The 22,369-nt window shown below is 41.3% G+C and carries 24 protein-coding genes, 2 tRNA genes and 1 pseudogene (1 of these 27 cut by a window edge); 11 read left to right on the forward strand and 16 right to left on the reverse strand.

Going from position 1 to position 22,369, the window contains the following annotated elements; translation table 11 throughout:
• Positions 1–82 precede the first annotated feature (82 nt).
• Positions 83–1,408 carry an AAA family ATPase gene (locus COV43_01030; GenBank protein PIR26755.1) on the forward strand — a complete coding sequence of 442 codons (1,326 nt, stop codon included), beginning with the start codon at positions 83–85 and terminating at the stop codon, positions 1,406–1,408.
• Positions 1,409–1,556: 148 nt separating this feature from the next.
• Here COV43_01030 and COV43_01035 read toward each other — a convergent pair whose 3' ends face one another.
• Positions 1,557–2,372, reverse strand: a complete 816-nt coding sequence (locus tag COV43_01035; GenBank protein PIR26706.1) for a hypothetical protein — start codon at positions 2,370–2,372, stop codon at positions 1,557–1,559.
• Between the two features lie 135 nt (positions 2,373–2,507).
• On the opposite strand from COV43_01035, the gene COV43_01040 reads away from it, so the two are divergent.
• Positions 2,508–2,583, forward strand: a tRNA-Val gene (locus COV43_01040).
• Positions 2,584–2,658: 75 nt separating this feature from the next.
• A tRNA-Asp gene (locus COV43_01045) sits at positions 2,659–2,735 on the forward strand.
• Between the two features lie 53 nt (positions 2,736–2,788).
• On the opposite strand, the gene COV43_01050 is transcribed toward COV43_01045, so the two are convergent.
• The 4 genes from COV43_01050 to COV43_01065 are packed head-to-tail and all read right to left on the reverse strand — an operon-like array spanning position 2,789 to position 6,234.
• Complete coding sequence (locus tag COV43_01050; GenBank protein PIR26707.1) at positions 2,789–3,676, reverse strand: hypothetical protein; 888 nt, start codon at positions 3,674–3,676, stop codon at positions 2,789–2,791.
• Between the two features lie 8 nt (positions 3,677–3,684).
• Positions 3,685–4,128, reverse strand: coding sequence for a hypothetical protein (locus tag COV43_01055; GenBank protein ID PIR26708.1), 444 nt, complete (start codon positions 4,126–4,128; stop codon positions 3,685–3,687).
• A 1-nt stretch (position 4,129) separates the two neighbouring features.
• On the reverse strand, positions 4,130–4,855 hold the full coding sequence (locus COV43_01060; protein ID PIR26709.1) for a hypothetical protein: 726 nt from the start codon (positions 4,853–4,855) through the stop codon (positions 4,130–4,132).
• Entirely contained in the window at positions 4,852–6,234 is a 1,383-nt protein-coding gene (locus COV43_01065) for a hypothetical protein (GenBank protein PIR26710.1), read from the reverse strand. The genes COV43_01060 and COV43_01065 overlap by 4 nt, the downstream gene beginning before the upstream one ends.
• A gap of 59 nt (positions 6,235–6,293) precedes the next feature.
• Here COV43_01065 and COV43_01070 point away from each other — a divergent pair, with 59 nt between their 5' ends.
• Genes COV43_01070 through COV43_01080 form a run of 3 tightly spaced genes read left to right on the forward strand, consistent with a single transcriptional unit; the run spans position 6,294 to position 8,259 of the window.
• Positions 6,294–6,938, forward strand: coding sequence for a hypothetical protein (locus COV43_01070; GenBank protein PIR26711.1), 645 nt, complete (start codon positions 6,294–6,296; stop codon positions 6,936–6,938).
• Positions 6,929–7,747: a hypothetical protein gene (locus COV43_01075; GenBank protein PIR26712.1), complete on the forward strand. Its 819-nt coding sequence runs from the start codon at positions 6,929–6,931 to the stop codon at positions 7,745–7,747. The genes COV43_01070 and COV43_01075 overlap by 10 nt, the downstream gene beginning before the upstream one ends.
• The gene (locus tag COV43_01080) at positions 7,747–8,259 is read left to right on the forward strand and encodes a hypothetical protein (GenBank protein ID PIR26713.1); all 513 of its coding nucleotides are present in this window, start codon (positions 7,747–7,749) and stop codon (positions 8,257–8,259) included. The genes COV43_01075 and COV43_01080 overlap by 1 nt, the downstream gene beginning before the upstream one ends.
• A 232-nt stretch (positions 8,260–8,491) precedes the next feature.
• Here COV43_01080 and COV43_01085 read toward each other — a convergent pair whose 3' ends face one another.
• The gene (locus COV43_01085; protein ID PIR26714.1) at positions 8,492–9,196 is read right to left on the reverse strand and encodes a hypothetical protein; all 705 of its coding nucleotides are present in this window, start codon (positions 9,194–9,196) and stop codon (positions 8,492–8,494) included.
• Positions 9,145–9,933, reverse strand: coding sequence for a glycosyltransferase (locus tag COV43_01090; protein PIR26715.1), 789 nt, complete (start codon positions 9,931–9,933; stop codon positions 9,145–9,147). Before COV43_01090 ends, COV43_01085 begins: the two co-directional genes overlap by 52 nt.
• Between COV43_01090 and COV43_01095 the strand changes: the two genes are divergently transcribed.
• Entirely contained in the window at positions 9,829–10,767 is a 939-nt protein-coding gene (locus COV43_01095; GenBank protein ID PIR26716.1) for a radical SAM protein, read from the forward strand. The two genes, COV43_01090 and COV43_01095, sit on opposite strands and share 105 nt — an antisense overlap.
• Here COV43_01095 and COV43_01100 read toward each other — a convergent pair.
• Positions 10,757–12,190, reverse strand: a complete 1,434-nt coding sequence (locus COV43_01100) for a pyridine nucleotide-disulfide oxidoreductase (GenBank protein PIR26717.1) — start codon at positions 12,188–12,190, stop codon at positions 10,757–10,759. The two genes, COV43_01095 and COV43_01100, sit on opposite strands and share 11 nt — an antisense overlap.
• Before the next feature lie 45 nt (positions 12,191–12,235).
• Between COV43_01100 and COV43_01105 the strand changes: the two genes are divergently transcribed.
• A complete protein-coding gene (locus COV43_01105) occupies positions 12,236–13,363 on the forward strand; it encodes an A/G-specific adenine glycosylase (GenBank protein PIR26718.1) in 1,128 nt (375 codons plus the stop codon).
• Here COV43_01105 and COV43_01110 read toward each other — a convergent pair.
• The 6 genes from COV43_01110 to COV43_01135 are packed head-to-tail and all read right to left on the reverse strand — an operon-like array spanning position 13,360 to position 17,187.
• Positions 13,360–14,532, reverse strand: coding sequence for a hypothetical protein (locus COV43_01110; protein PIR26719.1), 1,173 nt, complete (start codon positions 14,530–14,532; stop codon positions 13,360–13,362). The genes COV43_01105 and COV43_01110 overlap by 4 nt on opposite strands.
• Positions 14,523–14,816: a hypothetical protein gene (locus tag COV43_01115; GenBank protein PIR26720.1), complete on the reverse strand. Its 294-nt coding sequence runs from the start codon at positions 14,814–14,816 to the stop codon at positions 14,523–14,525. The genes COV43_01110 and COV43_01115 overlap by 10 nt, the downstream gene beginning before the upstream one ends.
• Positions 14,800–15,399: a hypothetical protein gene (locus COV43_01120; GenBank protein ID PIR26721.1), complete on the reverse strand. Its 600-nt coding sequence runs from the start codon at positions 15,397–15,399 to the stop codon at positions 14,800–14,802. The genes COV43_01115 and COV43_01120 overlap by 17 nt, the downstream gene beginning before the upstream one ends.
• A 32-nt stretch (positions 15,400–15,431) precedes the next feature.
• Positions 15,432–16,706 carry a guanine deaminase gene (guaD, locus tag COV43_01125; protein PIR26722.1) on the reverse strand — a complete coding sequence of 425 codons (1,275 nt, stop codon included), beginning with the start codon at positions 16,704–16,706 and terminating at the stop codon, positions 15,432–15,434.
• 2 nt (positions 16,707–16,708) lie between these two features.
• The gene (locus COV43_01130) at positions 16,709–16,987 is read right to left on the reverse strand and encodes a hypothetical protein (protein PIR26723.1); all 279 of its coding nucleotides are present in this window, start codon (positions 16,985–16,987) and stop codon (positions 16,709–16,711) included.
• Positions 16,984–17,187 (reverse strand): DNA gyrase inhibitor YacG, encoded by a 204-nt coding sequence (locus COV43_01135; GenBank protein PIR26756.1) that lies wholly within the window; start codon positions 17,185–17,187, stop codon positions 16,984–16,986. The genes COV43_01130 and COV43_01135 overlap by 4 nt, the downstream gene beginning before the upstream one ends.
• Before the next feature lie 235 nt (positions 17,188–17,422).
• Here COV43_01135 and COV43_01140 point away from each other — a divergent pair, with 235 nt between their 5' ends.
• Entirely contained in the window at positions 17,423–18,271 is an 849-nt protein-coding gene (locus COV43_01140; GenBank protein PIR26724.1) for a hypothetical protein, read from the forward strand.
• A 162-nt stretch (positions 18,272–18,433) separates the two neighbouring features.
• On the opposite strand, the gene COV43_01145 is transcribed toward COV43_01140, so the two are convergent.
• Complete coding sequence (locus COV43_01145; GenBank protein ID PIR26725.1) at positions 18,434–19,486, reverse strand: hypothetical protein; 1,053 nt, start codon at positions 19,484–19,486, stop codon at positions 18,434–18,436.
• A gap of 160 nt (positions 19,487–19,646) precedes the next feature.
• On the opposite strand from COV43_01145, the gene COV43_01150 reads away from it, so the two are divergent.
• Positions 19,647–20,006, forward strand: a complete 360-nt coding sequence (locus tag COV43_01150; GenBank protein ID PIR26726.1) for a permease — start codon at positions 19,647–19,649, stop codon at positions 20,004–20,006.
• A gap of 213 nt (positions 20,007–20,219) precedes the next feature.
• Here COV43_01150 and COV43_01155 read toward each other — a convergent pair whose 3' ends face one another.
• Positions 20,220–21,560 (reverse strand): sodium:alanine symporter family protein, encoded by a 1,341-nt coding sequence (locus COV43_01155; GenBank protein PIR26727.1) that lies wholly within the window; start codon positions 21,558–21,560, stop codon positions 20,220–20,222.
• Between the two features lie 212 nt (positions 21,561–21,772).
• Between COV43_01155 and COV43_01160 the strand changes: the two are divergent.
• Positions 21,773–22,369: pseudogene (locus tag COV43_01160) on the forward strand (hypothetical protein) (it continues 78 nt past the right edge of the window).

Genomic DNA, 22,369 nt, shown 5'->3' on the forward strand with positions numbered 1-22,369 from the left:
GTGCAGCATCCCGCAAAGTCAAGTGGAATGAGCCCCAGCAAAGCACTTGATCTGTGAACGGGTTATGTGAGATCACATGGGCATGAGCACTTTATTTGATCAGCTTGGCAGTTCGCGGGCACCACTTGCAGAGCGCATGCGGCCTTCCAGCTTAGATGAAGTGGTGGGCCAAGAGCATTTGATTGGTGAAGGAAAATCATTATCGCTCTTGCTTCAAGCTGACACCCTTCCCTCTTTTATTTTTTGGGGTCCATCGGGCACCGGGAAAACAACCCTGGCCAAAATTATCGCGCGTCATACCAAAGCCCATTTTTTTCAAATTTCCGCTGTGCTTTCTGGCGTACAAGAATTGCGTGAAGTGATTAAGCAGGCAAAAGAAAAAAAATCCTTTGCGGGAAACAAAAGCATTCTCTTCATCGACGAGATTCACAGATGGAACAAGGCTCAGCAAGACGCCCTGCTTCCGCATGTGGAAGATGGCACCATAACGCTTATTGGTTCCACAACGGAAAATCCTTCGTTTGAAATTATTTCGGCACTGCTTTCTCGCACAAAAGTATTTGTGTTGGAACCTTTAGACAAAGCAGCCGTCAAAAAACTTTTGAACCGGAGCTTAGAAAATACCGAACAAGGCTTGGGCCAATTGCATTTTACCATCAGCGATGACGCTTTAGATTTCATTGCCGATCAATCAGACGGCGACGCCAGACGAGCCCTCACCACTCTAGAAATTGCAGCAAACCTTTTGCAAAGCAGCAACAACGCTGAACATGCCGCTGATACAATAGATCTCAAACTGGCGGAGCAAGCCCTGCAAAAGAAAAGCCTCGTTTACGATAAAGGCGGCGAAGAACATTACAACGTTATTTCGGCATTCATCAAAAGCATGCGAGGTTCCGATCCCGATGCTGCCATCTATTATTTAGCACGCATGCTGGAAGCGGGAGAAGATCCACTCTTCGTCGCCAGACGCATGGTGATCTTTGCATCTGAAGATGTCAGCAATGCCGATCCGCAAGCGGTGCAAGTGGCTATTGCCTGCATGGAGTCGTTTAAATTTGTGGGCATGCCGGAAGGATGGATCCCGCTAGCACAGGCTGCAAGCTATTTAGCCAGCGCTCCAAAATCAAATGCAAGTTACATGGCCTACAAAAAAGCCAAGATGGATATTCAAGAAACCGGCACACTTCCCACACCAAAGCATTTGCGTAACGCACCTACAAAACTCATGAAAGAAATGGGGTATGGAAAAAATTATAAGTATGCGCACGAGTTTGAAAACAACGTGGTGCCGGGCGAGCAATATCTTCCCGATCAATTGAAAAAGCGAAAATATTATTCCCCTACCGAAAACGGATATGAGCGTGTGATTAAAGAACGCTTGGAACGAATCAGAAAGCTCACTTAATGCACTGTCATCACGAGGAAGCAAAGCTGACGTGGTGATCTCGATTTTTAAATTGTCAGAGGAGATCCTTCCTGCCCGTCCGGCAGGCGGGCGTTACGTTCAGGATGATGTCATTGCTCCATTGCCCTATTGAACTATTGACCCATCTTCACAAACACAACAGCGCAACAATACCCACCGCCCAGCAATACACCCCAAACCATGCAATTTTGCCTTTTCGGATAATACGCATGAGCCACTTGATGCAGGCATAACCAACGAGGAATGAAACGAGTGTTCCCAACGCTGTGGCAAAAAGCATATCACCACTAAAATGCTTGAGGTCATCAATGCTTAAAATGGTGGCACCAGCAATGGCAGGAATAGCCAGAAAAAATGAAAACTTAGCAGCGAAATCTCGATTGAACTTTAAGTACAAAGCTGCGGCAATTGTAGTGCCCGACCTAGAAATGCCAGGAAGAATCGCAATCGCCTGGAAAACGCCCACCACAAAGGCTTGCCAAGCTTTGAGATTTTTCATTCCGATGCGTTCTTGTTTTGCAAAGTGAGTAGCTAAGAGCAAAGTTCCTGTAATCAACAGCATCACAGCTGCAACCTTGGGTTCATGCGTGAGTTGTTCAAAAAAATCTTTAAAACCAAGTCCAATGATAACCGCCGGTATGGTTCCCAAAACAACCATGCCAATAAAAGTTCGAGATTCGCGTGGTGAAAGTTCAGCTTTTTGTGAAGAAGCAAAAGCAGAAAGAAAAAGAGCCGAAAGATCTCGCCAAAAATAGGCAAGCACCGCAAGCAAGGTTCCAAAATGAAGACAGACATCAAAAGCCAGTAAAGACTGGCCTTCCAAGGTGAGGCCTAAAAAATGTTGCGCTAAAACTAAATGACCCGAACTGGAAACCGGCAAAAATTCCGTAGCTCCCTGCAAAAACCCAAGAAAAAGTGCTTTAAAGAGTGATAAACTTTCCATGCATCCCCCAAAATTTTTGGCTTTTTAGGGGTGAAATGCCGAAAATGCAAGGACTTGTAGAAAATACTTGATTCCTCCCTACTGATGACCTAGATCGTATCGCTCTTGAAACGCGGAAGCGGTTTTTAGGACGAAGGGCGTTTAGCTCAGCTGGGAGAGCGCTACCCTTACAAGGTAGATGTCGCAGGTTCGATCCCTGCAACGCCCACAATAAAGGCAGTTATTAGTTTATAGTTCATAGTTTGTAGTTAACTAAAAACCAAAAACTAATAACTGTTTTTCTCGGGGGGACGTAGATCAATTGGTTAGATCGTTGCCCTGTCACGGCAAAGGTTGCGGGTTCGAGCCCCGTCGTCCCCGCAAAAAAGCTCCTTTCACAGGGAGCTTTTTTTGTGTCCTGATTTTCCTGCGAATTGTTATTTTTTGCAGATGATCAGGTATGAAACCTGACATTGATAAAGATAGGATGGGTTTCGCAAATCGCAACGCACACGTAAGTTATTTCCTTCCCATGATCCACTGGTTGTAAACTTAAGACCTCCATCCGCAAACTCAGGTCCTGAATTTGAAAGCGAAAGCAAATAGTGACACTGAGTAGACGCTGTAAAATTTCCAAGCACACTTGCCACACCATTATTACTCAAGACGCCAGAAAAAAGTTGAATGTCATCATCAATGTTTCCGTTGAGATTTACCGTTTGGTTAAGATCACCTAAACGAGTATTGATATCCGCAATTTGAGTGGTATGCGTATTCACCGTTTGGCTTGTGCTCTCTACTTGATTTTCTACAGCATCGAGATTTTGCGTAATGCCAGTAGTAAGAGCAGATTGAAGCGCTAACAAGCCACCAGCGCTAAAGTGCTCTACACCTAACACAGCGGGCGCCACGCTTGTTGTATATTCAGAAACATAAGCAAAAGGCACCGAACTGATATGAAGTTGAGAAGTCGGTGGTGCACCTTCAAGGTTTACTTCTAAAAAGCGATCTTCTTCTGATTGAAAAAGATCTAACGGAAGACCTAAAAGATTGATTTCTTGCGTCTGAAGATTTTTTCCACTTCCAATCAGCGTGGAGAGAAGTCCATCTTTTATATGCACTTCTTGTTCTTCGCTGTACAAAAGTTCACCGTCTGCATTTACAATATTAAAGACAAGATTTTTACTTCCATCTTCAATAAAATTTCCGTCTTGATCATATACTAAAGATTGATAGTGCATCACATGCGGAACCTGCGCGTGCAAAAAAGAAGGAAAACTTAATTGCATCACAAAAATCATTCCTATAAAAAAACTTTTTTTCATATTTTCTCCTATCGAAGAATAAATTCTACTCGCCTGTTTTCTTTCCAGGCCTTGTAGCCATGATTTTTGTTCAGAGGCTTTGCCTCACCTTGCGAAACAATCATTATGGTTTGTTGTTCATGAACACCTTCCTTCATCAGCAAAGACTTTATTTTTCTAGCTCTCCTGTCTCCAAGTAAAAGATTATAAAAAGTTTCGCCTCTCTCATCGGCATGGCCTTCCAAAACAAAAACTTGTAGAGGATGGGCTTTCATCCACTGAGCATTTTCGATGAGAAGAAGCTTTGCATCGTTTTGAAGTTCATCACTTCCACTTTTAAAATGAAGGCGCGGATGAAAACTGCTTGCATCGAAATGAACTTGTTCTTCTTGATGCTGATGAGTTTTCGCAACTTCGCGATGCGCACACGAAAAGGAAAAAAGGCAAAAAAGAATAAAAGAGCTTATTTTCATCTTACCATGTCACCTTTCCCATTCGTTGAGTGTGCTTCGTAGAAAAACCTGTAGTAATAAAAGCTGCGCCTTGTGTTCGAGTTCCATTTAAAATGGTAAGAACTAAGCTTGATTTTTTTCCATTATTCACATTTCTTACTTGAAAATGATATTTTCCTGCGGGAAGCAATTCCGGGGAAAACGTTGCTAATCCAGTATTTGCTGAAAATTGAAGCAAAAGACTTGACTGCGAGACATCAAGAAGAAGCTGTTCTCCATCTTCATCAATTTTCTCGATAACAACTTCTTCTCCAGGTTTAGAAAAAACCTGAAACTGAAGATGAGTATTGTAAACAGCTCGAGATGAAGAAGGATTGGTAAAAACAGGAACCGACTCTAGCAAAAGTTCAATGACATTTCTTTTTTCTGCTTCGATATTTATATTTTCTTTTACGGCTTCATAAATCACTTGTTCTTTTTTATTGAAGGCTTGTAAAAAAAGTTTTCTATTTTTTCCAAATGCAACATTTTGAAGTAGCAGCGTCTCACTTTCTCCTGTAAAATTAAAATGCGTTTCTTCAAGATCGTCTGCACTTAAAATGAGTTTATAATGAGAAGCTGTTCCATAAGAATGAGGAGCAGAAAATATTTTATTCACCTGAAGGTTCAAAGACGCACTCGAAGTTTCTTCAAGAGTTCCACAACTACTGAACAAACAAAGAAGAAAAAAAAGAAAAATTCTTTTCATTTTCCATTTCCTTTCAATTGCACTTCAAGGTTTGTGAGATTTGCATTCGCACTTCCAGAACGTGTAGTTGCACCACTTGCAAAAGCACTGATAACGCCAACTGCAGCGGCACCTGCTATGCTATACCAAAGTGCTTTTTTTCTTTTTTGTTTTTTCCGATCTTTTGTTTGTTGCAAAATACCAACCGAAGCATCACCCAAAGCCAAGAGAGATTTTTCTGGGTTTTTCAGAGGATCAAGCTGAAGAAGATTTATAATATTTGAAGAAAGTTGTGTTTTTGCTTTTGCATCTGAAAGGAAATGGGAATCGACAATGGGCTTAAAACTTACCTTTGATTTCCCATCATAGACCATGGCCAAAGCTGTTTTTTTTCCATCTGAAGAGACATCAATGTCGAGCAAAACAAGCTTGTTGAGCTTTAACGTGTTGCTGGCATGCTGGGCAAAACGAAACTGTTCAAGAGATTCAGCCTCGTTCTTTTCTTTTGTGGGAGAAGCTGCTTTTCTTTTTTTAAAATTCCACTGCAAATGCGTAGAAATGCGATAATGCTGCTCTGGAAGAATTTCAACAAGACGAGCTTCCTCTTTATAATGTTCGGCTTTAAGGCTGATGACATATTTTCCACTTGGAATTGCTGAAAGAGAAAGTGGAGTTGCCCCCTGCACAACGCCATTGATAGAAACCAAAGCAAGCTCTGGATCACTTACAATAGTGGCGCTTCCCAAGGGACCAGAAAATATTTTCTTTCGTTCTTTTTCAAAAGCTGTTCGAAAACTGGGCGAATATAATGTTTCATCAAGCTGAAAAAATGGATTGATTTTCAAAGCTTCTTGAAAACTCATGCTTAGTTCATCTTCTTTATGTTGAGCTTTAAAAACTAGCGCCAAAAGCAAATGAGCTTCCATCAAAAGCGCTCCATTACTCATTTTGCTGTCGCTTGTTTGATCCGAAAAAATTGAACGAAGAAGAATTTCTGCATCTTGAAACTGACTAAAATAGTAAAACTCTTTTGCCTGCTTCATTTTTTCTTCTGCATCATTTACTTTGACCTCAAGAAGTGAAAAAGGATGATACTCCAACACATCGCGAACAAGTTTTTGTTCTACAACGTGATAGTCTTGAGTGTGAAAAAAAATTGATGACAGTTCATTGGCCAAGTGAGCCGTTTCTTCATCGGCATTAGCATCTTCAAAAGCCACAAACGCAAGGGATGCTTCAGAAGAAATACGTGGTGCTTGAAACTGTGCATAAACAACTGCACATTCATAAAATGGAAAAATAAAAAGCAGCAAAAAAGAGAAGGTCTTTAAAAACATACTTGGTCTTAAGCAGATTGTGTGCCAAGTGCAGAAAAGCGCACACAAGACTTCTGCTTGCATTCTTGAAATGCTGTTCTAATTTACTGACCAGATTTACGAACTTTCAAACACGAGGACCAATGCTCATCTGTTTTGCAAAAGAACCTGTGCCCGGAAAAGTGAAAACTCGTCTAACGCCGGACTTCACCTTTCAAAAAGCAAGTGAAGTGTACACGCTTTTTTTGCGCACCCTTGCAAAGAGGCTTTTGGAATTAAGTTCTTTTCCCATTACTATTTCCTCGCCAGATGAAGAGAAAAAAACCTTAAACACCATTTTCCCCTCTCACTTCTATCACCATACAATGCAAGTGGGCAGCACACTTGCGGACCGCATGAGCAACGCCTTTCAAGAGGCCTTTATCACGCACCAAAAAGTAATTATGATTGCTTCTGATTCTCCACATCTAAAGATAGATGAAATAAAAAAAGCCTATCAGCTTCTCAATAAGCACGATTGCGTGTTGGGCCCTGCTGAAGATGGTGGTTTTTGGCTCATTGGCCTCAGCCGTTTTGATGCACAGATTTTTTCTGAACTTCATCTTTCTACAGAAGATGCTTTGGAAAAAATCGAAAAAAAACTTGCAGCTCTTCACTTTAAAACAACATATGTAGATGTATGCTCCGACGTTGATACGAAGGAAGACTTAGAAAAACTGCTTCAGATTTTGAAAAAATCAAATGATATAACCCTTCAAGAATTTCGAGAGAGTCTCACATGTTTATAATAAGGTGTTTACTTTTTGTTCTCCTGCTTTCTTTTTCGGAAAAAAGTTATGCTACAGATAAGTTTCTTATCTGGATGCCAAACAACAGTTATGATGCAGCCGAGATAAACAAAAACATTTCGGCACTTCAGCATTTTTTTGAGAGAAAAAAAGTTTCGCTTACAGCAATAGCGCTCAACCAAAGAACCGAGCTAGATACTTTAGAAACTGCAAAGGAAAAAGAAAGTTCAAGTTTCTTCCTCTTAAACCATAGCACTTACCAAAATTTGAAATCTTTGAACTATGAACTTTCACCTCTTTTACAAAGCACTCAAGACGGAGAAAATGAATTCAACTATTATCTCTATACTGAAAAAGTGAACAAAAATTCTATTACTTCACTTCCTGTTTATATGGCTGAACCTCTTTCACAAAAGTATTTTTCCTTTCTTTTTGCAGGAAGTGCACTTGAAAAAAATCATGGTCGTTTCGAATTTATTGCTCACCCGCTAAACCTTTTAAAACTTATGGAAGCGCGCGATCATCGTATGGATCACGCACACTATTCTCCGCTTGTTTTGCTGTCGGAAACTGAAAACAAAATATTTCAAAAACAACACTCCCCAATAAATACGGTGCTTGTTGTTGAAAGCAAAAATATTCCCACACCAGCACTTTTTGTACGAAATAAAAAAAATGATATCAGCAGCAAAAAATTTTCTCATCTCATGATCAAGTTTCAAAAAACGAAAGAAGGAAAAGCATTTTTGGAAGCATTTAAAATTTCTCCGTTTGGGAAAAAACTTTCAAACACCTACAAGGAAAAATAATGTCGCGACATCACTTTTTTCTCATTTGGAATTATATTATTTCGTTTTTGCTTTGGCCTTTTGTGGAAGCTGCTTTTATTCACTTAAGTTCGTTCGCGCGTTCGCTTTTTGAGTTCAACCCCGACACCGGAAATGGGAGCGAATCATTCCTTTGGAGCATTCTTACATCGCCAGCTCTCTTTCTTTCCTTTTTCTTTCTGTTTTTTACTTGGATTTGCTTGCGCATGCTCAGTCGCATTGGGAAAAATATCTTCTTGTCGGGAAAGGCGGATGAAATCAGCATTTCAAACCCAGCACTTTTTTATTGGAGTTTTGCAGCGTTTCTTCTTTTATGCATTTCTCATCTTCCTTACTATGTTTTGCCTCAGTCATATCTCACTTTTCCATCAGCTCTTTTTTTAATCTCTACTCCATTCCAAAGCATTCCTCTTTTTGGAGCCCACAACATCTTGGCAAGCCTCTTCTTTGCACGCTTTTTTTGGAAAAAAGTGAAACCTTTTTTTGTTCAATAGGGCAATAGAAATTTGTCATCCTCTGGTTTGGTTTTTTACTGTCATCCTCGCGTACGCGGGGAACCACAATTCAAGCAGCTTGCTGCCATTGCGAGCTTTGCGAAGCAAGACGTGGCCTTCCCGGCAGGCCACGTCGATTTACTCCTCGTGATGACAATGAATTCCTGGATCCCCGCGTACGCGAGGATGACAAGAAAAAGCAAAGGAAAAAGTACATGAGAAAATTACTAAATTATGAAGAAAGTGAATTAATTTTTTTATTTCGTTTTCGATACCACAACGGAACAACGGACAAGAGCGCTAAGAGCGCAAGTGCCATCCAAAAGGAAGGTCGCTTCCAGTCTAAGTTTCCGCCCAGGAAGACATAAACAAAAATGCCGGGAATCATTCCTAAAAGTGTTGCTATAAAATAACTAAACCATTTCACCGGAGACAAACCTGCTGCATAATTGAGCAAAGTAAATGGTGCCACCGGAATAAGCCGCAAGAGCAGCACCGCATAAAAACCTTCACGTTGAATAAAAGCTTGAATTTTTTCCGCTTTGCCTTTGGTGATTTTTTCAACCACTTCCCTTCCAAAAAATCTGGCTAAGAAGAAAGAGGCGTTGGCAGCAAGATTAGATCCAATCAACACATACAGGCCGCCAAGCAAGGGTCCAAAAGCCAATCCACCAGCGAGGGTTAAAAGCGAACCCGGAAAAAGAATCACTGGACCAATGGTATACAGAAAAATAAAAAGAAGCGGCGCTAATGACCCATAAGATTTTATCCAAGTCTGAATACGTTCGGGCGACCAGTCACCTGGACTAAATCCATAATATCTTGCCAGAAAAAAAGCGCTTATCATGAGAACTAAAAAAAATATAATTTTCACCATTGATTTCTTCATCCCCACTTCTTTCTCCAACCTGATAAGGTTTCTGGTTTTACTCCGCATTTATAAGCAAACAGCAAAACCCCATGAAATAAGCTAATGCGGACAACGCCTTTTTTCTTCCATCGTCTTGCTGAAGTAAGTGCTGCTCCAGGAAATGAAAAAAGTTTTTCATTGCGTTTTATTTTTTCAATCATGGCAACATCTTCCATAAGGTCAAGAGCCGGAAAACCATCAAGTTTATCAAAAAAATCTTTTCGAATAAATAAGCCCTGATCCCCATAAGGAAGGTTGAACAGCCGAATGCGTTTTTTCACCATCCACTCTATTGAACGATATTTCCATTTTTTTTCATCAAGCTTGAAACGAAAAAAACCCGCCTTCACCTGCGGATCTTTTGCAGCTGCAATAACATCTGCACAGGCACCAACACTTAAAACGGTATCAGCGTGCAAGAACAAAAGCACACTTCCCGTTGCTTCGTAAGCGCCAAGATTCATTTGATACGCTCGCTGCAAACGCGACGAACGAATAAGGCTAACCGCTGGCATTTGCTCCACAAGGCTTTGCGAACCATCACTTGACCCGCCATCTACCACCAAAATTTCGGCATGAGGAAAATTTCTCTTGAGGACTGGCAAATTCTTCTGTAGAGACTCTGCATCGTTATAATTTGGAATGATAATACTCAACATATGAAAACAGCCCCTAATACATTTCCGCGGATAACGCGACGAAAAATAAACACGGTTCAAGTGAACATCACGGCAAAATGCAATCAGGCGTGTCTTCACTGCCATGTTGAATCAAGTCCAAAACGAACTGAAGGTATGAACAAAGAAACAGTGGACTTGCTGCTTGAAAAAATTTTTGAAGCAGATGTGAAAACAGTTGATATCACTGGCGGTGCACCTGAAATGAATGAACATTTTCGTTATTTTGTTTCAGCACTTCGTTCAAAAAACATTCGCGTCCTCGATCGCTGCAACCTCACCATCCTCACCGAACCAGGTTACGAAACCTTAGCGCAATTCTTGGCAGATCAAGGTGTAGAGCTGGTTTGCTCTCTGCCATGCTACACGCCTGAGAATGTTGATCAACAACGCGGAAATGGAACCTTTTCAAAAAGTATCCTTGGCCTTCAGATGCTGAACTCGCTTGGATATGGAAAAGAAAACACAAACCTCGTGCTCAACCTTATGTACAATCCGGGTGGCGCAAGCCTTCCTCCTGCTCAAGAAAAATTGGAGGCTGACTACAAAAAGCGGCTCTCGCAAGATTTTGGCATCGTCTTCAACCAACTTTTTTGTCTCACCAATATGCCCATCAAGCGTTTTGATACGTGGCTCAAAAGACATGAAAAATACGAAAGCTACATGCAGTTGTTAAAGGAAAACTATAACGAGAAAACACTTGAAAATGTCATGTGCAGAGATCTCATTTCGGTTCGCTGGGATGGATATCTCTACGACTGCGATTTCAACTTAGCACTCGATCTTCCCCTTGCAGGAAAACAGATCCACTTAAGTGAGGTCAATTTCAACGACGGCTATCCAACTGAAATTGCGGTAGCCAAACACTGCTTTGCTTGTACTGCAGGCTGCGGCTCAAGTTGCGGTGGAACTATCGCTTAAACTTCAACCACCATTTACTGGCTTTTCCAAACCAACCATCAAAAAGTTTTTTGCGATACCACTGCTGGCTTGTGCGCCACACAATTTGACCTGCTGTTGGATACGGCAAAACCGTTTGCGCCAAGTCTTGCACTTTCATTTTTTTGCGGATGGCCAAACAAAATGCTGGAAGCAAATCTCCAGCTCTGTGCGCTAGAATACTTGCGCCTATTATTCTTCCGCGTTTAGTGCAAATAATTTTGGCAAGTCCTTTTTGATAACCATCAATGAGCGAGCGGTCAATTTCTTCAACGGGAAAACGTAACACTTCAATCGCAGACGCTCCAAATTTTTCACGCGCTTCTACCTGCCCCATACCAACACTGGCAAGTTCAGGATCTGTATACGTTACCCAAGGCACAGCTGAATAATCTGCATGCCTTCTGATGGGATACAAAATATTACTGAGAGCAATTCCTGCTTGATATTCTGCCATATGCGTAAATGCATACGTTCCCGTCACATCGCCTACAGCGTAAATGTGTGGCACACTTGTTTGCAGCATGTCATTTACCTTGATACCGCGTTTGCTTGTTTCAACTCCAATCTTCTCTAATCCAAGCCCCGCAAGGTTTGGCAGCCTTCCAGCAGAAACCAAAAGCTGATCGCTTTCAAGGACTACTTCACCTTTTGCGGATGCTGCCGTCACAGTAACACCAGATCGTTTTCGCTCCACTTTGTTCACTTCAACACCAGTGTGAATACAAACTCCTTCAGCAGAAAGCATATGCGAAAGCCGGCGCGTTAAGCCTTCATCATCTCTTGGCAAAATGCGATCGCCCATTTCCAAAACAGAAACTTGCGAACCCATCCGTTGCATCAGTTGCGCGTATTCAATTCCAATAGGTCCACCACCAAGAATAGTTAAACGCTTTGGCAAATCGATGAGGCCCAAAATGGTTTCGTTGGTCAAATAAGCACTGGTCTCAATGCCAGCTATAGGTGGAACTGCGGGGCGAGTTCCTGTTGCAATAAGAAAATGTTGCGCTTGCAAAATGGTGTCATCAACTTCAAAGCGATTGGCATCAAGAAAAGTGCCCTCACCAAAATAAAGATCAACACCCATTTCTTCGAAGCGTTTTGGATCATCATGTTCTTCAAGGTGATGTTGAACCTTCAAACGGCGTTCTTGCACTTTGTGAAAATCGACTTCAAAATTTTTCATCTTCATGCCAAACAGGGCTGCATTTTTGCAAAGATGAGCAACATGCGCCGAACGCACAAGTGATTTTGTGGGAACGCAACCATAGTGAAGGCAGTCGCCACCCAAGCGCGCTTTTTCAACCAGAGCAACCTTTGCACCCAATTGAGCCGCTCCACTTGCAGCAACAAGACCACCAACACCGCCACCAATAATCACCAGTTGATATTTTTTCCGTGCCATGTTTGTTTCTCCCAACTCTCACTTATTAAGGTACACACCCGCAATATGGATAAAAAATCAACGCCGAGCTTACAGACGAAGAAAGAAACTAGCAAGGCTTTTCAAAATACAATCCTCTCTTGGTTTGAAAAAAATGGACGAGATCTTCCTTGGAGAAAAACCAGAAACCCTTATCACATTTGGGTTTCCGAGGTGATGCTTCAACAAACTCAAGTTGATCGTGTTGTGGATTATTATCAACGCTTTTTGCAACGTTATCCAGCACTCAATGACTTAGCCAATTCAACTTGGGATGAAATGCTGGAATACTGGCGCGGCTTAGGCTTTTACCGCCGCGGACGCAACATGCTAAAAACTGCGCAGGCCATTGTTGCAGAACATGCCGGACATTTTCCGCAAGATGTTGAAACCTTAGAAACACTTCCTGGCATTGGACCTTATACTTCGCGAGCTATTGCCGTGTTTGCTTACGAGCAAGACAAGCTTGTGCTTGATACCAATACCAGCAGAATTTTTTCACGCTACTTTGGCATTGAAGGAGAAAATCTTTTAAAAACTCTGGCCGAAGAAGCTCATTGGCTGGTGCCTAAAGGAAAAGCCTGGGCCTTTCACCAAAGCTTGATGGATTTTGGTTCCTCAATCTGCGGTGCAAAAACCCCTCTCTGCTCTGAATGTCCTTTGCAAAAAAAATGTGTGTTTGCGCAGCAAGCTCCAACTCAAAAAGAAAATACTTTGCCTAAAAAGAAGTTAAAAAAAGAAGTTTCATCAGATCGAGTTGAAGTTGCTGTTGGTATTATTCACAAACAAGGAAAAATTCTTATTACCAAAAGACAAAGCGGAAAACACCTTGCTGGTTTGTGGGAATTTCCTGGCGGAAAACGCGAAGGCAAAGAAGATTGGCGAACCTGCTTGAAGCGCGAAATTTTTGAAGAGTTAGGAATTGAAGTTGCAGTTCGCCCGCATGATTGGTTGGTGGATTACGATTACGGCGACCAGCTAGTCCACTTACGTTTTCATCGTTGCTCAATTTTAAAAGGCGAAGCAACAGGAAAAGAAAACCAAAAACTAAAATGGGTTTCCCCGCAAGACCTTCTCCAACACAACTTTCCCGCCGCCAACGAACAAATCATCCACGAACTTGCCACAGCTAGATACGTTGATCCTACGGTTTAGGAAGTTGTAATTTCAATGTGAGGAAGTGGTTTTGGGCATAAACCAACTTCAAATTTTTTTACGAGATTTTGAATTGAAGGTTTCCAGTATTCAGCCGTACAAAGAGAGAGATGTGTAAAACCGTTTTCTTTTAAAAACTCGATGACATCGAGTCCATTTTTTTCACTGTTTTCGAAATGATAATCTACAATGGCTGTCGTCATTTTGAGATGAGATGGAAGTATTAATTCACAGTCTTCATAAGAGCTGCACAAAACAGCTTCTTTTCCATGTTTTTTTAAGATCAAGCGCCATTGTTCACGCATGTTTTCATCATCATCGACAATTAAAACAGCAGTACTCTGGCAACTCAACGTAAACACTTCTTGAGGTGAGGAGTTTATTCTTTGTTTCCTTGTAACTAGATTTTTGGACAATGGAAGCTCAATTAAAAATGTTGTTCCTTTTTCTAATTGCGAAGAAGCTGAAAGTTTTCCACCATGAGTTGTTACAGCTTCTTTCACAACGGTCATGCCTATACCATGGCCATCCGCTTTTCCTTCTGAAAAACCACCTTGTAAAATGCGATTAAGTTTTTCATCGGACATTCCTGGACCATCGTCTTCTATGGAAACGCTGGCCATATCACAATTTGCTGTCACTCGAATTATTACAGCTCCATTGTAATTCATGGCTTCAATTGCATTTTTTATTATGTTTCCAAAACAACGTTGAAGTTTTCGCGCATTTCCAGAAAGAAAAATGGCTTGCTCAGAATATTTTTTCTCAAATGTAATTTTTTTAAATTGCTCTTGATTTTCGTATTCTCCAACAAGCTCATCTAAAACTTGATAAAGAGAAAAATATGAAGACGCTTCAACATTTTTTGTATTTTTTTCCAAAAGACCATCCACGATTCCATTGAGCCGTTTAATACTCAAGCCCAAAAGATTGTAGTAATCTGAATAATTCTCATCTGGAAGATGCAAATGTCCAAAATATTCTGAAAAAGTTTTCAACGAAGAAAGCGGCGAGCGGATGTCGTGGGCTACTTGCTGGGCAATTTTTACTAACAACTGTTGTTCAAACATTATTCGTTCTTGCTTAGCAGCATCTTCCAGTCCCTCAGCCATTTGATTGAAGCCATTATAAATTTGATGCACTTCACTACTTGCATCACTTACAGCCATCTAAATTTTAGATTACCTTCTTTAATTTTTGATTGAGCCTCCAAAATATCATCCAATGGACCTTTAAGAAGACGAGTAACTAAAGCAGCAAGACAAAGTGTACTTACAGTAGAAAAAATAAGCAGCAAACCCACTACTCTCTTGTACCAAGAAATATCAAAGTGATAAGGCAAGCTTAAAATTAACGCTACCAACAAAACAGGAAAAACACCTAACACCAAAAAGAAGAATAAAATCTGATAAAATAATTTTTTTGGCATTATTTTTTCATTTCCACCACCCACTTACAACACACCCTTCATCAGCCATCACTTTTCCAAAAATTTTAAAGAGCGGCCAACCCAATACAAGCGCTATAGGAATATTTGCGATTGTCCATCTTGCAAAAGCAAAATAAAATGAAGTGTTGGTATGAGAAGAAAGTAAAAAAGCTGCAATAAGAGCACCTATAACATTTGGAATAATGACTCCGTATATTAAAAATGGAGTAAATCGAAATATTTTATCATTCCAACCATAGCGTTTGATAAGTAAGCGGTAATAAAAAGCTGGGATAAAGGATTGTATAAAAGCTGGGATAATAAAACCAAAAACAATATAGAGATCATTTACATTTATGATATCTACTATCACACCAGCTGAAACAGTTGCTATCACACCCCAAGCTCCAAATAGTATTCCGGCAATGACTTGAGTAATAGCTCCAGGCCAAATTGTTGCAATACCATCAGGTGGAACTGAGTTGGGTTCAAACCCAAGGGTGCAAAGTATTACAGAAATTCCTATGGTAGTAAGAGTTATGAGGAAATTCTGTTTAAAGCTTTTTTCTTTTTGGAAAGAAAAAAATCCTAGTAAATTTCGCTGCATGAGCATCCTCTTTCAATGATGAAATAGTTTTCTTAAATAAAATCTACTTTCAGCTCGTTACCATTAACAAAGGTTTTCTGAATAGCACGTCCGTTACCTCGATACATTAAAAGTGAGAGAATTTCATTTGTATCTAATTTATTTAGCTTAAAAGCGGGCTCTACATGGCTAATATCTACCACACAAAAATCGGCTTTTTTCCCTTGTTCTAAAGAACCAATATGATCTTCGAGGTTTAAAGCGCGTGCACCACCCAAAGTAGCAAGATAAAATGCTTTCGTTGGCAATACATCTATTTCTCTTTGGGAATAATCCGCATGTCTCATCTCTTGAAAAAGCGATAATGATAAACCCGCACCTAAGTCTGTTCCAAAACCAAAATGAATACCTGCATCCTCAACTTTTTTAATTGGCATTGTTCCACTTTTTAGAAAGAGATTTGAAGTAGGACAATGCGCAATGGCTGACTTGCTTTTTCCTAAACGATTATACTCATTATCAGAAAGATGAATTGCATGAGCAAAAACAGTTTTTTCACATGCACAACCCGTTTCTTCAAAAAGACTAAAGTAATCTTTAAATTGAGGGAACAATTCTTGAACTCTTTTATTTTCACCAAGCGTCTCAGCAATATGCGTTTGAAGATATGCTCCACTTGATTTTACTAAACTTGAAATTTCCCTCCACAATGTTTCGGAGCATGTCGGCGCAAACCTAGGTGTAAAAGCATAATGCAGCCGGCCGTCTTCTTTTCCATGCCAAAAACTACAAAGTCTTTCTGAAGCTGCAAGCGAATTCTTTGTTTTTTCCAACAATCCCTCTGGAGAATGTTGATCCATCATCACTTTCCCAATAATGGCTCGAAGCCCACTGGCTTGAGCAATTTCAAAACACCTGTGAGTAGCTGCTTCATGAATAGTGGAATAAAGAAGAGAAGTTGTTGTTCCATTTAAAATGAGTTTTTTAAAAAATCTGGTTGCAATCTGATCCACTACATTCAAATCTGAAAAGGATTTCTCTGCTGGAAAGATATAACGATCAAGCCAATCTAGTAGAGTCACTCCATATTTTCCCCTACAATCCAATTGAGGAATATGGCTATGTAAATCAACTAAGCCTGGAATAATAAGTAAACCTTTAAAATCTGTTATGGGGAGAGCTGAATACAGCGTATCTTGATAAGGCTGGCAAGAGATAATTTTCCCATCCTCGACAAGTAAAACCCCATCCAAAAAATCTTTTGTTTCACTTGTAGAAACAGGTGAAAGAATTCTAGCACGATAAGCTTGCTGTTTCATTTTCACCACCCTCACCTTACATCGCTGCGTTTCCAATTTATTGTTGGCCAGTCGTTGAACTCTGCGATTTCTTTTCCATTGATGATGAAAAAATAAAGCGGCTCAGCGGGAAAATCGCCTAAGCGAATTTGCCAGTGTTCTGATTTCACTTTTGCGGAATAAATATAATCCACATCTTTTGTGCGTTCAAACATCACTGTTTGCTTGAGAGCATTTTCAAGAGGTGTAACGGCAAATGCTGATGTGATGCCGAAAAACAAAAACGGTAAAAAGAAAAATATATTTTTCACAACTCCTCCTCTTCCTGAAAAAAACTTTCTTCATCCTGATGCACACGTTCACCAGGAATACGGTAAGTTTCGAGAGCCCATTTTCCCAAGTCAATTTCTTTGCATTTTTTTGAACAAAAAGGACGAAACGGATCTTCTTTGAGATTTACTCTTTTTCCGCATCGCGGACAAGGTTTGATAAGTGTAAGTTTGTCGTTCATTTTCACACTCATAATAAAGCCTAAGAAAGAATCAAGCATTCTCATTCTTTCTCCTCAGGCAATTTGCTGTCATTGCGAGTTTTGCGAAGCAAAAGGTGGCAATCTCCTCAGGCAATTCATAAATTCAAATTGTCAGGGGAGATCACCACGTCACTACGTTCCTCGTGATGACATAGAATCGTCAGAGGGAATGACAAAATAAAAACCCTTGATCTTCATCCTGAATACCACCACAATGCGCTTACTTTTTATGCGAAAGCTTTCTGTTTATACCGAATTTGCTCAACTTAACGACGTCATCGTCTGCAAACCCAATCATTTCTCACTTGGAGAAGCCTTAAACGAGGTTGAGCGTTATTACTACCTCAACGACCCACCCCACCGCGAAAACCTTGTGCGAGAACATGAAATATGGACAATCACTCTTCAGCACTTGGGTGTTCATCTTACTTTTTTGGAAGGCTCTGATGAACTGCCTCAGCAAATGTTTACGCGCGATATTGGTTTTGTGGTGGGTGAAAAAATGTTTGTTTCCACCTTAGCAAAAGAAGTTCGCAAAGGAGAAACAAAAGCCTTACGCGTTTTTCTGGAACACGAAAAAATTCCATACGAAAATATTGAAAGCGGCACCATCGAAGGCGGCGATGTTCTCATTCACGCACCTTATATTTTTGTTGGCATCGGCGAACGCACTACTGAAGCGGTTTTGCCAGAACTGAAGAAAAAAATTGGAAAAGACTGGAAAATTATTCCCATTCATTTGGCGCCAAGTGTTTTACACCTTGATTGCGTGCTGTCTATTTTAGACGAAGATCTCATTGTGTGGTGTCCGGAGCTTATTGCAGATCAGCACCAGTTTTTAGAAAAGCTTTTTAAATATCACATCGCTGTAACAAAAGAAGAAGCCTTTCACTTGGCAGCAAATGTGCTGACGGTAAATCCAGATCACGTGCTGGTTGGCGCCAAGCAATATCGTCTTCATGAAGAACTGCGTCAATACGACATCAAAGTGCATCCCATCGATTGGTCTGAAATTAAAAAGTTGGGTGGATTATTCCGCTGCGCCAGCTGTCCGCTTTCGTAATTGTTTTACAGTTGTGGCACAAAATCACTTCCACGTTTTTTTGCTTCGGCATGAAGAAGATCAGCAAATCGTCTTCTCTCAACATCAGATTCACCTTCATAAAGTGCTTGAAGCATAGTGTGTAGATTATCGATGCTACGGGGGAAAGGTTGCGTGGAAATTTTAAACTGTCACCATCATCCCCCGAGAACGCCCAGCTAATAGTGCTGGAACGCCAAAGAGTCTGTAATAGTTTTGATAAAAAGAAGGTAAAAAGCGATTTTTTTCTTCGTCAGGGATTCCGGATAGCAGCCCATCACCTTCAATATCATATCCTTCGGAAAGACCTGTGAGAAGTGAAGTTCCATCGAATACAGACACAAAATCATCAATACCTTGTTCATCAAACGCAGCTAAGACAGCTTGAAGTATTCGGCTTTGCTTTTGGAAATGAGCCTCACCAAAACTAAGTATTGTAGCGTAACGGTGAAGAAGAATGCGAAGGTGGAATAAATCGTGATACATGGCTTCGAATGGATGAGCATTGTTTCCGTGAATATGCTGCGGATTAGCTCCCAAATAAAACGGTCTCGCCCTACGTAAAAACTTTTGTGCATAATGTCTCGTAAGAGGATCTACTTCAGTTTCCAGTTCAAGTGTCCAACCTTGCTCATGCGCAAAGACCAACAAAGCCCCAATCAAAACGCTGGAAACAAAATGCGGCGTTTTTTTTGCCTCGTCATAACTCATTGACCCAATCATAAAAAGATTAAGGTTGAGAACATCTGCTCCTCCATTGAGTAAAAAAGTATAATGTGGAAGATTTCCAGGCCTTACGACCGAGTATATTGCAGCATCGCGCGGATAATATTTTGCTGAAGTAAAGGCTTGGTATAACTGTAAAGCGCCATTTGAATATGAACCATAGTCAGCTTTTACCTTCTGCATTACACTCGCAGGCACTTCAGCAAATCTTGCGTTAATCGTTTGAAAATAATCCCTTCGATACAAGTCAATAAGTCCAACGACAAACCCAAGAGTATGCTGATCCCGCTGATAGCGATCTACCAGCGTTTGCGCTTCAGCCGCTAAAGATTTTTTTCTGCCAAAGCCATCCCATTTTACGGGAGAAAAAATGCCTTGGCGATTACTTGCTGCAGTTTGAAGGTGAGCGGCTACAGCATTCACTGTGTGAGTTGGGAAAAATTGAGCATATTGTGGAGATAAAATTGTCATGTTCTTTAAAGTAAGACTGTTGTAAAAGTCTATTACAGCATAATGATGTGTAAAATCTTTTTCCCCATCAGTATCGTCCCATCGGAATAAAAGTTGTGTCTTTTTTTGAGGCTGCTATATGGCTCTGAATCAAGCTTACACGCCACTTTAAGGAGTGCTCATGGATTATCTTCTGTATGTTTTCATTGGTCTTTCTGCAGGTCTTTTTAGCGGAATATTTGGACTTGGCGGCGGTGTGGTTATTGTTCCTGCCTTGGTGTACCTGGCAAAATTTTCTCAACATACCGCCCAAGGCACGTCTGTAGCCATGTTGCTGCCACCCATTGGCGCTCTGGCTTTCTACAAATATTGGGGCGCAGGTCATGTGCAAATTGTTCCGGCCCTTATTCTGTCGGCAAGTTTTTTCTTCTTTGCGTGGATAGGATCATCGATAGCCCTCTCCATTCCAGAACTGATGATGAAAAGAATTTTTGGAGGCATGCTCATCGCCATCGGCATTTTCATGCTTTCGGGGAAGTGATTTCAATTCTCTGTCATCCTCTGGCTTGACCAGGGGATCCAGCAATTCCAACGCTTTGCTGTCATCCTGAGTGGAAGCGAAGGATCTCCTCGGTTAATTTTGTGTTTTGTTATAATCGAACACTTAAATTGTCAGAGGAGATCCTTCACTACGTTCAGGATGACAAAGCAAAAAAAACAAAGTACCAAGCACTATCGCACTATAGCACCAACATCACTTCCCAAAATATTCGTTTCGCGCCTTCACTACTAACCCCGAAAGCATCCACAACGCTAACAAGTTGGGAAATGCCATCAACAAGTTTGCGATGTCTGCATAATTCCACACCTGTGTAATCCAATGGGCTTTTGCACTTGCAAACGCACCCACAAATAAAAACACGCAGTAGAGTAAACGAAACGGCAACACTACTTTTTCGCCCAACAAATATTCTGCCGCGCGATCGCCGTAATAACTCCAGCTAATCGCCGTTGAAAAAGCAAAGAGCACTATCGAAAACGTCACCACATAAGCACCACCGGAGAAACCCGCTTCAAAAGCTGCTGCGGTGAGAGGCGCGTCACTCATTCCACCTTGCCAAGTGCCAGTGCACAAAATAACCAAGGCTGTCATGGTGCAAATAATAATGGTGTCTGTAAATGGTTCCAGCAGTGCAACCAAGCCTTCGCGAAAAGGAACGGTGGTTTTTGCTGCGGCATGAATAATAGGAGCTGAACCTAAACCTGATTCATTTGAAAAAAGCCCACGAGTTACACCTGCCCGCATTGATAGCATTATCGCACTTCCCACGGCACCACCTGCTATGGAAGTGGGAGCAAACGCTTCGCTCACAATAAGAGCAAGACAAGCAAAAACCTTGTCTGCGTTGAGAAACAAAATGAAGAGTGCTGCACCAATATAGAGCACCGCCATAAAGGGAACCAAAAAACTTGCCACTTGGCCAATGCGTTTTACTCCGCCCACAATGACAAGCCCAGTTAAGACCGCAATCACCAAACCACTTAAGTAAGGTGAAACTCCAAAGCTACTTTGCAAAACTTGCGCAACCTGATTGGACTGCACCATATTGCCAATGCCAAACGAAGCAAACACGGTGAAAAAAGCAAACACCACCGCAAGCCACTTCCAATTTTTTCCCAGCCCACGCTCGATGTAATACATCGGCCCACCGGCAATATTACCGGCCTTGTCTGTGGTGCGAAACATTTGCGCCAAGGTACACTCGGTACACTTGATGGCCATGCCGAGAAAAGCCGTCATCCACATCCAAAAAATTGCTCCCGGACCGCCAAGACCTATGGCAGCTGCAACTCCCGCGATATTCCCCACTCCAACTGTGGCTGAAAGCGCGGCACACAAAGCTTTAAAGTGGCTTACATCACCAGGATCAAGCGGATCATCATAAGCACCGCGTGTAATTTTAATTCCTTCTTTGAGGCCTCGAATCTGGATGAAACGGAGGCGAAGGGTTAAAAAAATGCCCGTTCCTAAGAGAACAATAAGTAAGAACGGGCCGGTCACAAATGAAAAAAACGCTTGTAAAGCTTCTAGCATAATGGCACCTCTTTCTAGGTGGAAGTGAGTTTCCCTTCATTTCACGAAAGCAAAAGGAATGCAAAAAATATTTGTTTCAAACACTTGTTTTTACTGGTTTTTTAAAAAAAATGAATTATTTTTACCTCTCTAAGCAACACGGCTTAAACACAACCGATAACTAAAAAGAGAGGCTCTTTTTAGTCTTCTCTAGAAGGTTAGGAAAAAAACGCGTGATTTTTAGTCCCATAACATTGGCTCCACAAGGCCTTTCAGCTTTAGCAGCTGGCACTGCTGTGTTTGCGGGGAATGCAGCTCTCACGCCACTTCCTGCAGCAAGAGCTTCTGAAAAAGTTAGCTCCAGTTCTCCCTTCGTCTCTCCTTTTAGCGCTGGACCAAGACCTGAAGAAGCCGCATTGGTTTCGCTGGTTATTTTTGCCGCTCGAACTCCAACAGGCACTTCTTTAACATTCTATGTATCTGATGCTGCTACGGCCGCAAAACCACGTGCTGCAGAGGCTGGAACGCCAAGACTTGGAAGAAGGCATCATCGTCATCACCGTCATGCACATGCTCATCTGCACCTTCATCTTCCGCAAACTCCACGGGCACCGGGAAAAACTTCGCCACGTTTGGAAGTGCCAGCACAACCGGATAAACCTGCACATGGTGAAGCTCATGCAAAAAGAGATAAACCTGCAAGAGAAAGTATACTTAAAACAACTGCTCCACGCGTTTCGTTAGCACAGTTAATTTTAGCGCGCTTGCAAACCCTTCAAACAAGTGGACCAGTTCCTGCCGCTTTCGACAACTCACTCTTAGCGCAACTT

Source organism: Deltaproteobacteria bacterium CG11_big_fil_rev_8_21_14_0_20_42_23 (genome assembly GCA_002796345.1).
Lineage (GTDB): Bacteria > UBA10199 > UBA10199 > 2-02-FULL-44-16 > 2-02-FULL-44-16 > 1-14-0-20-42-23.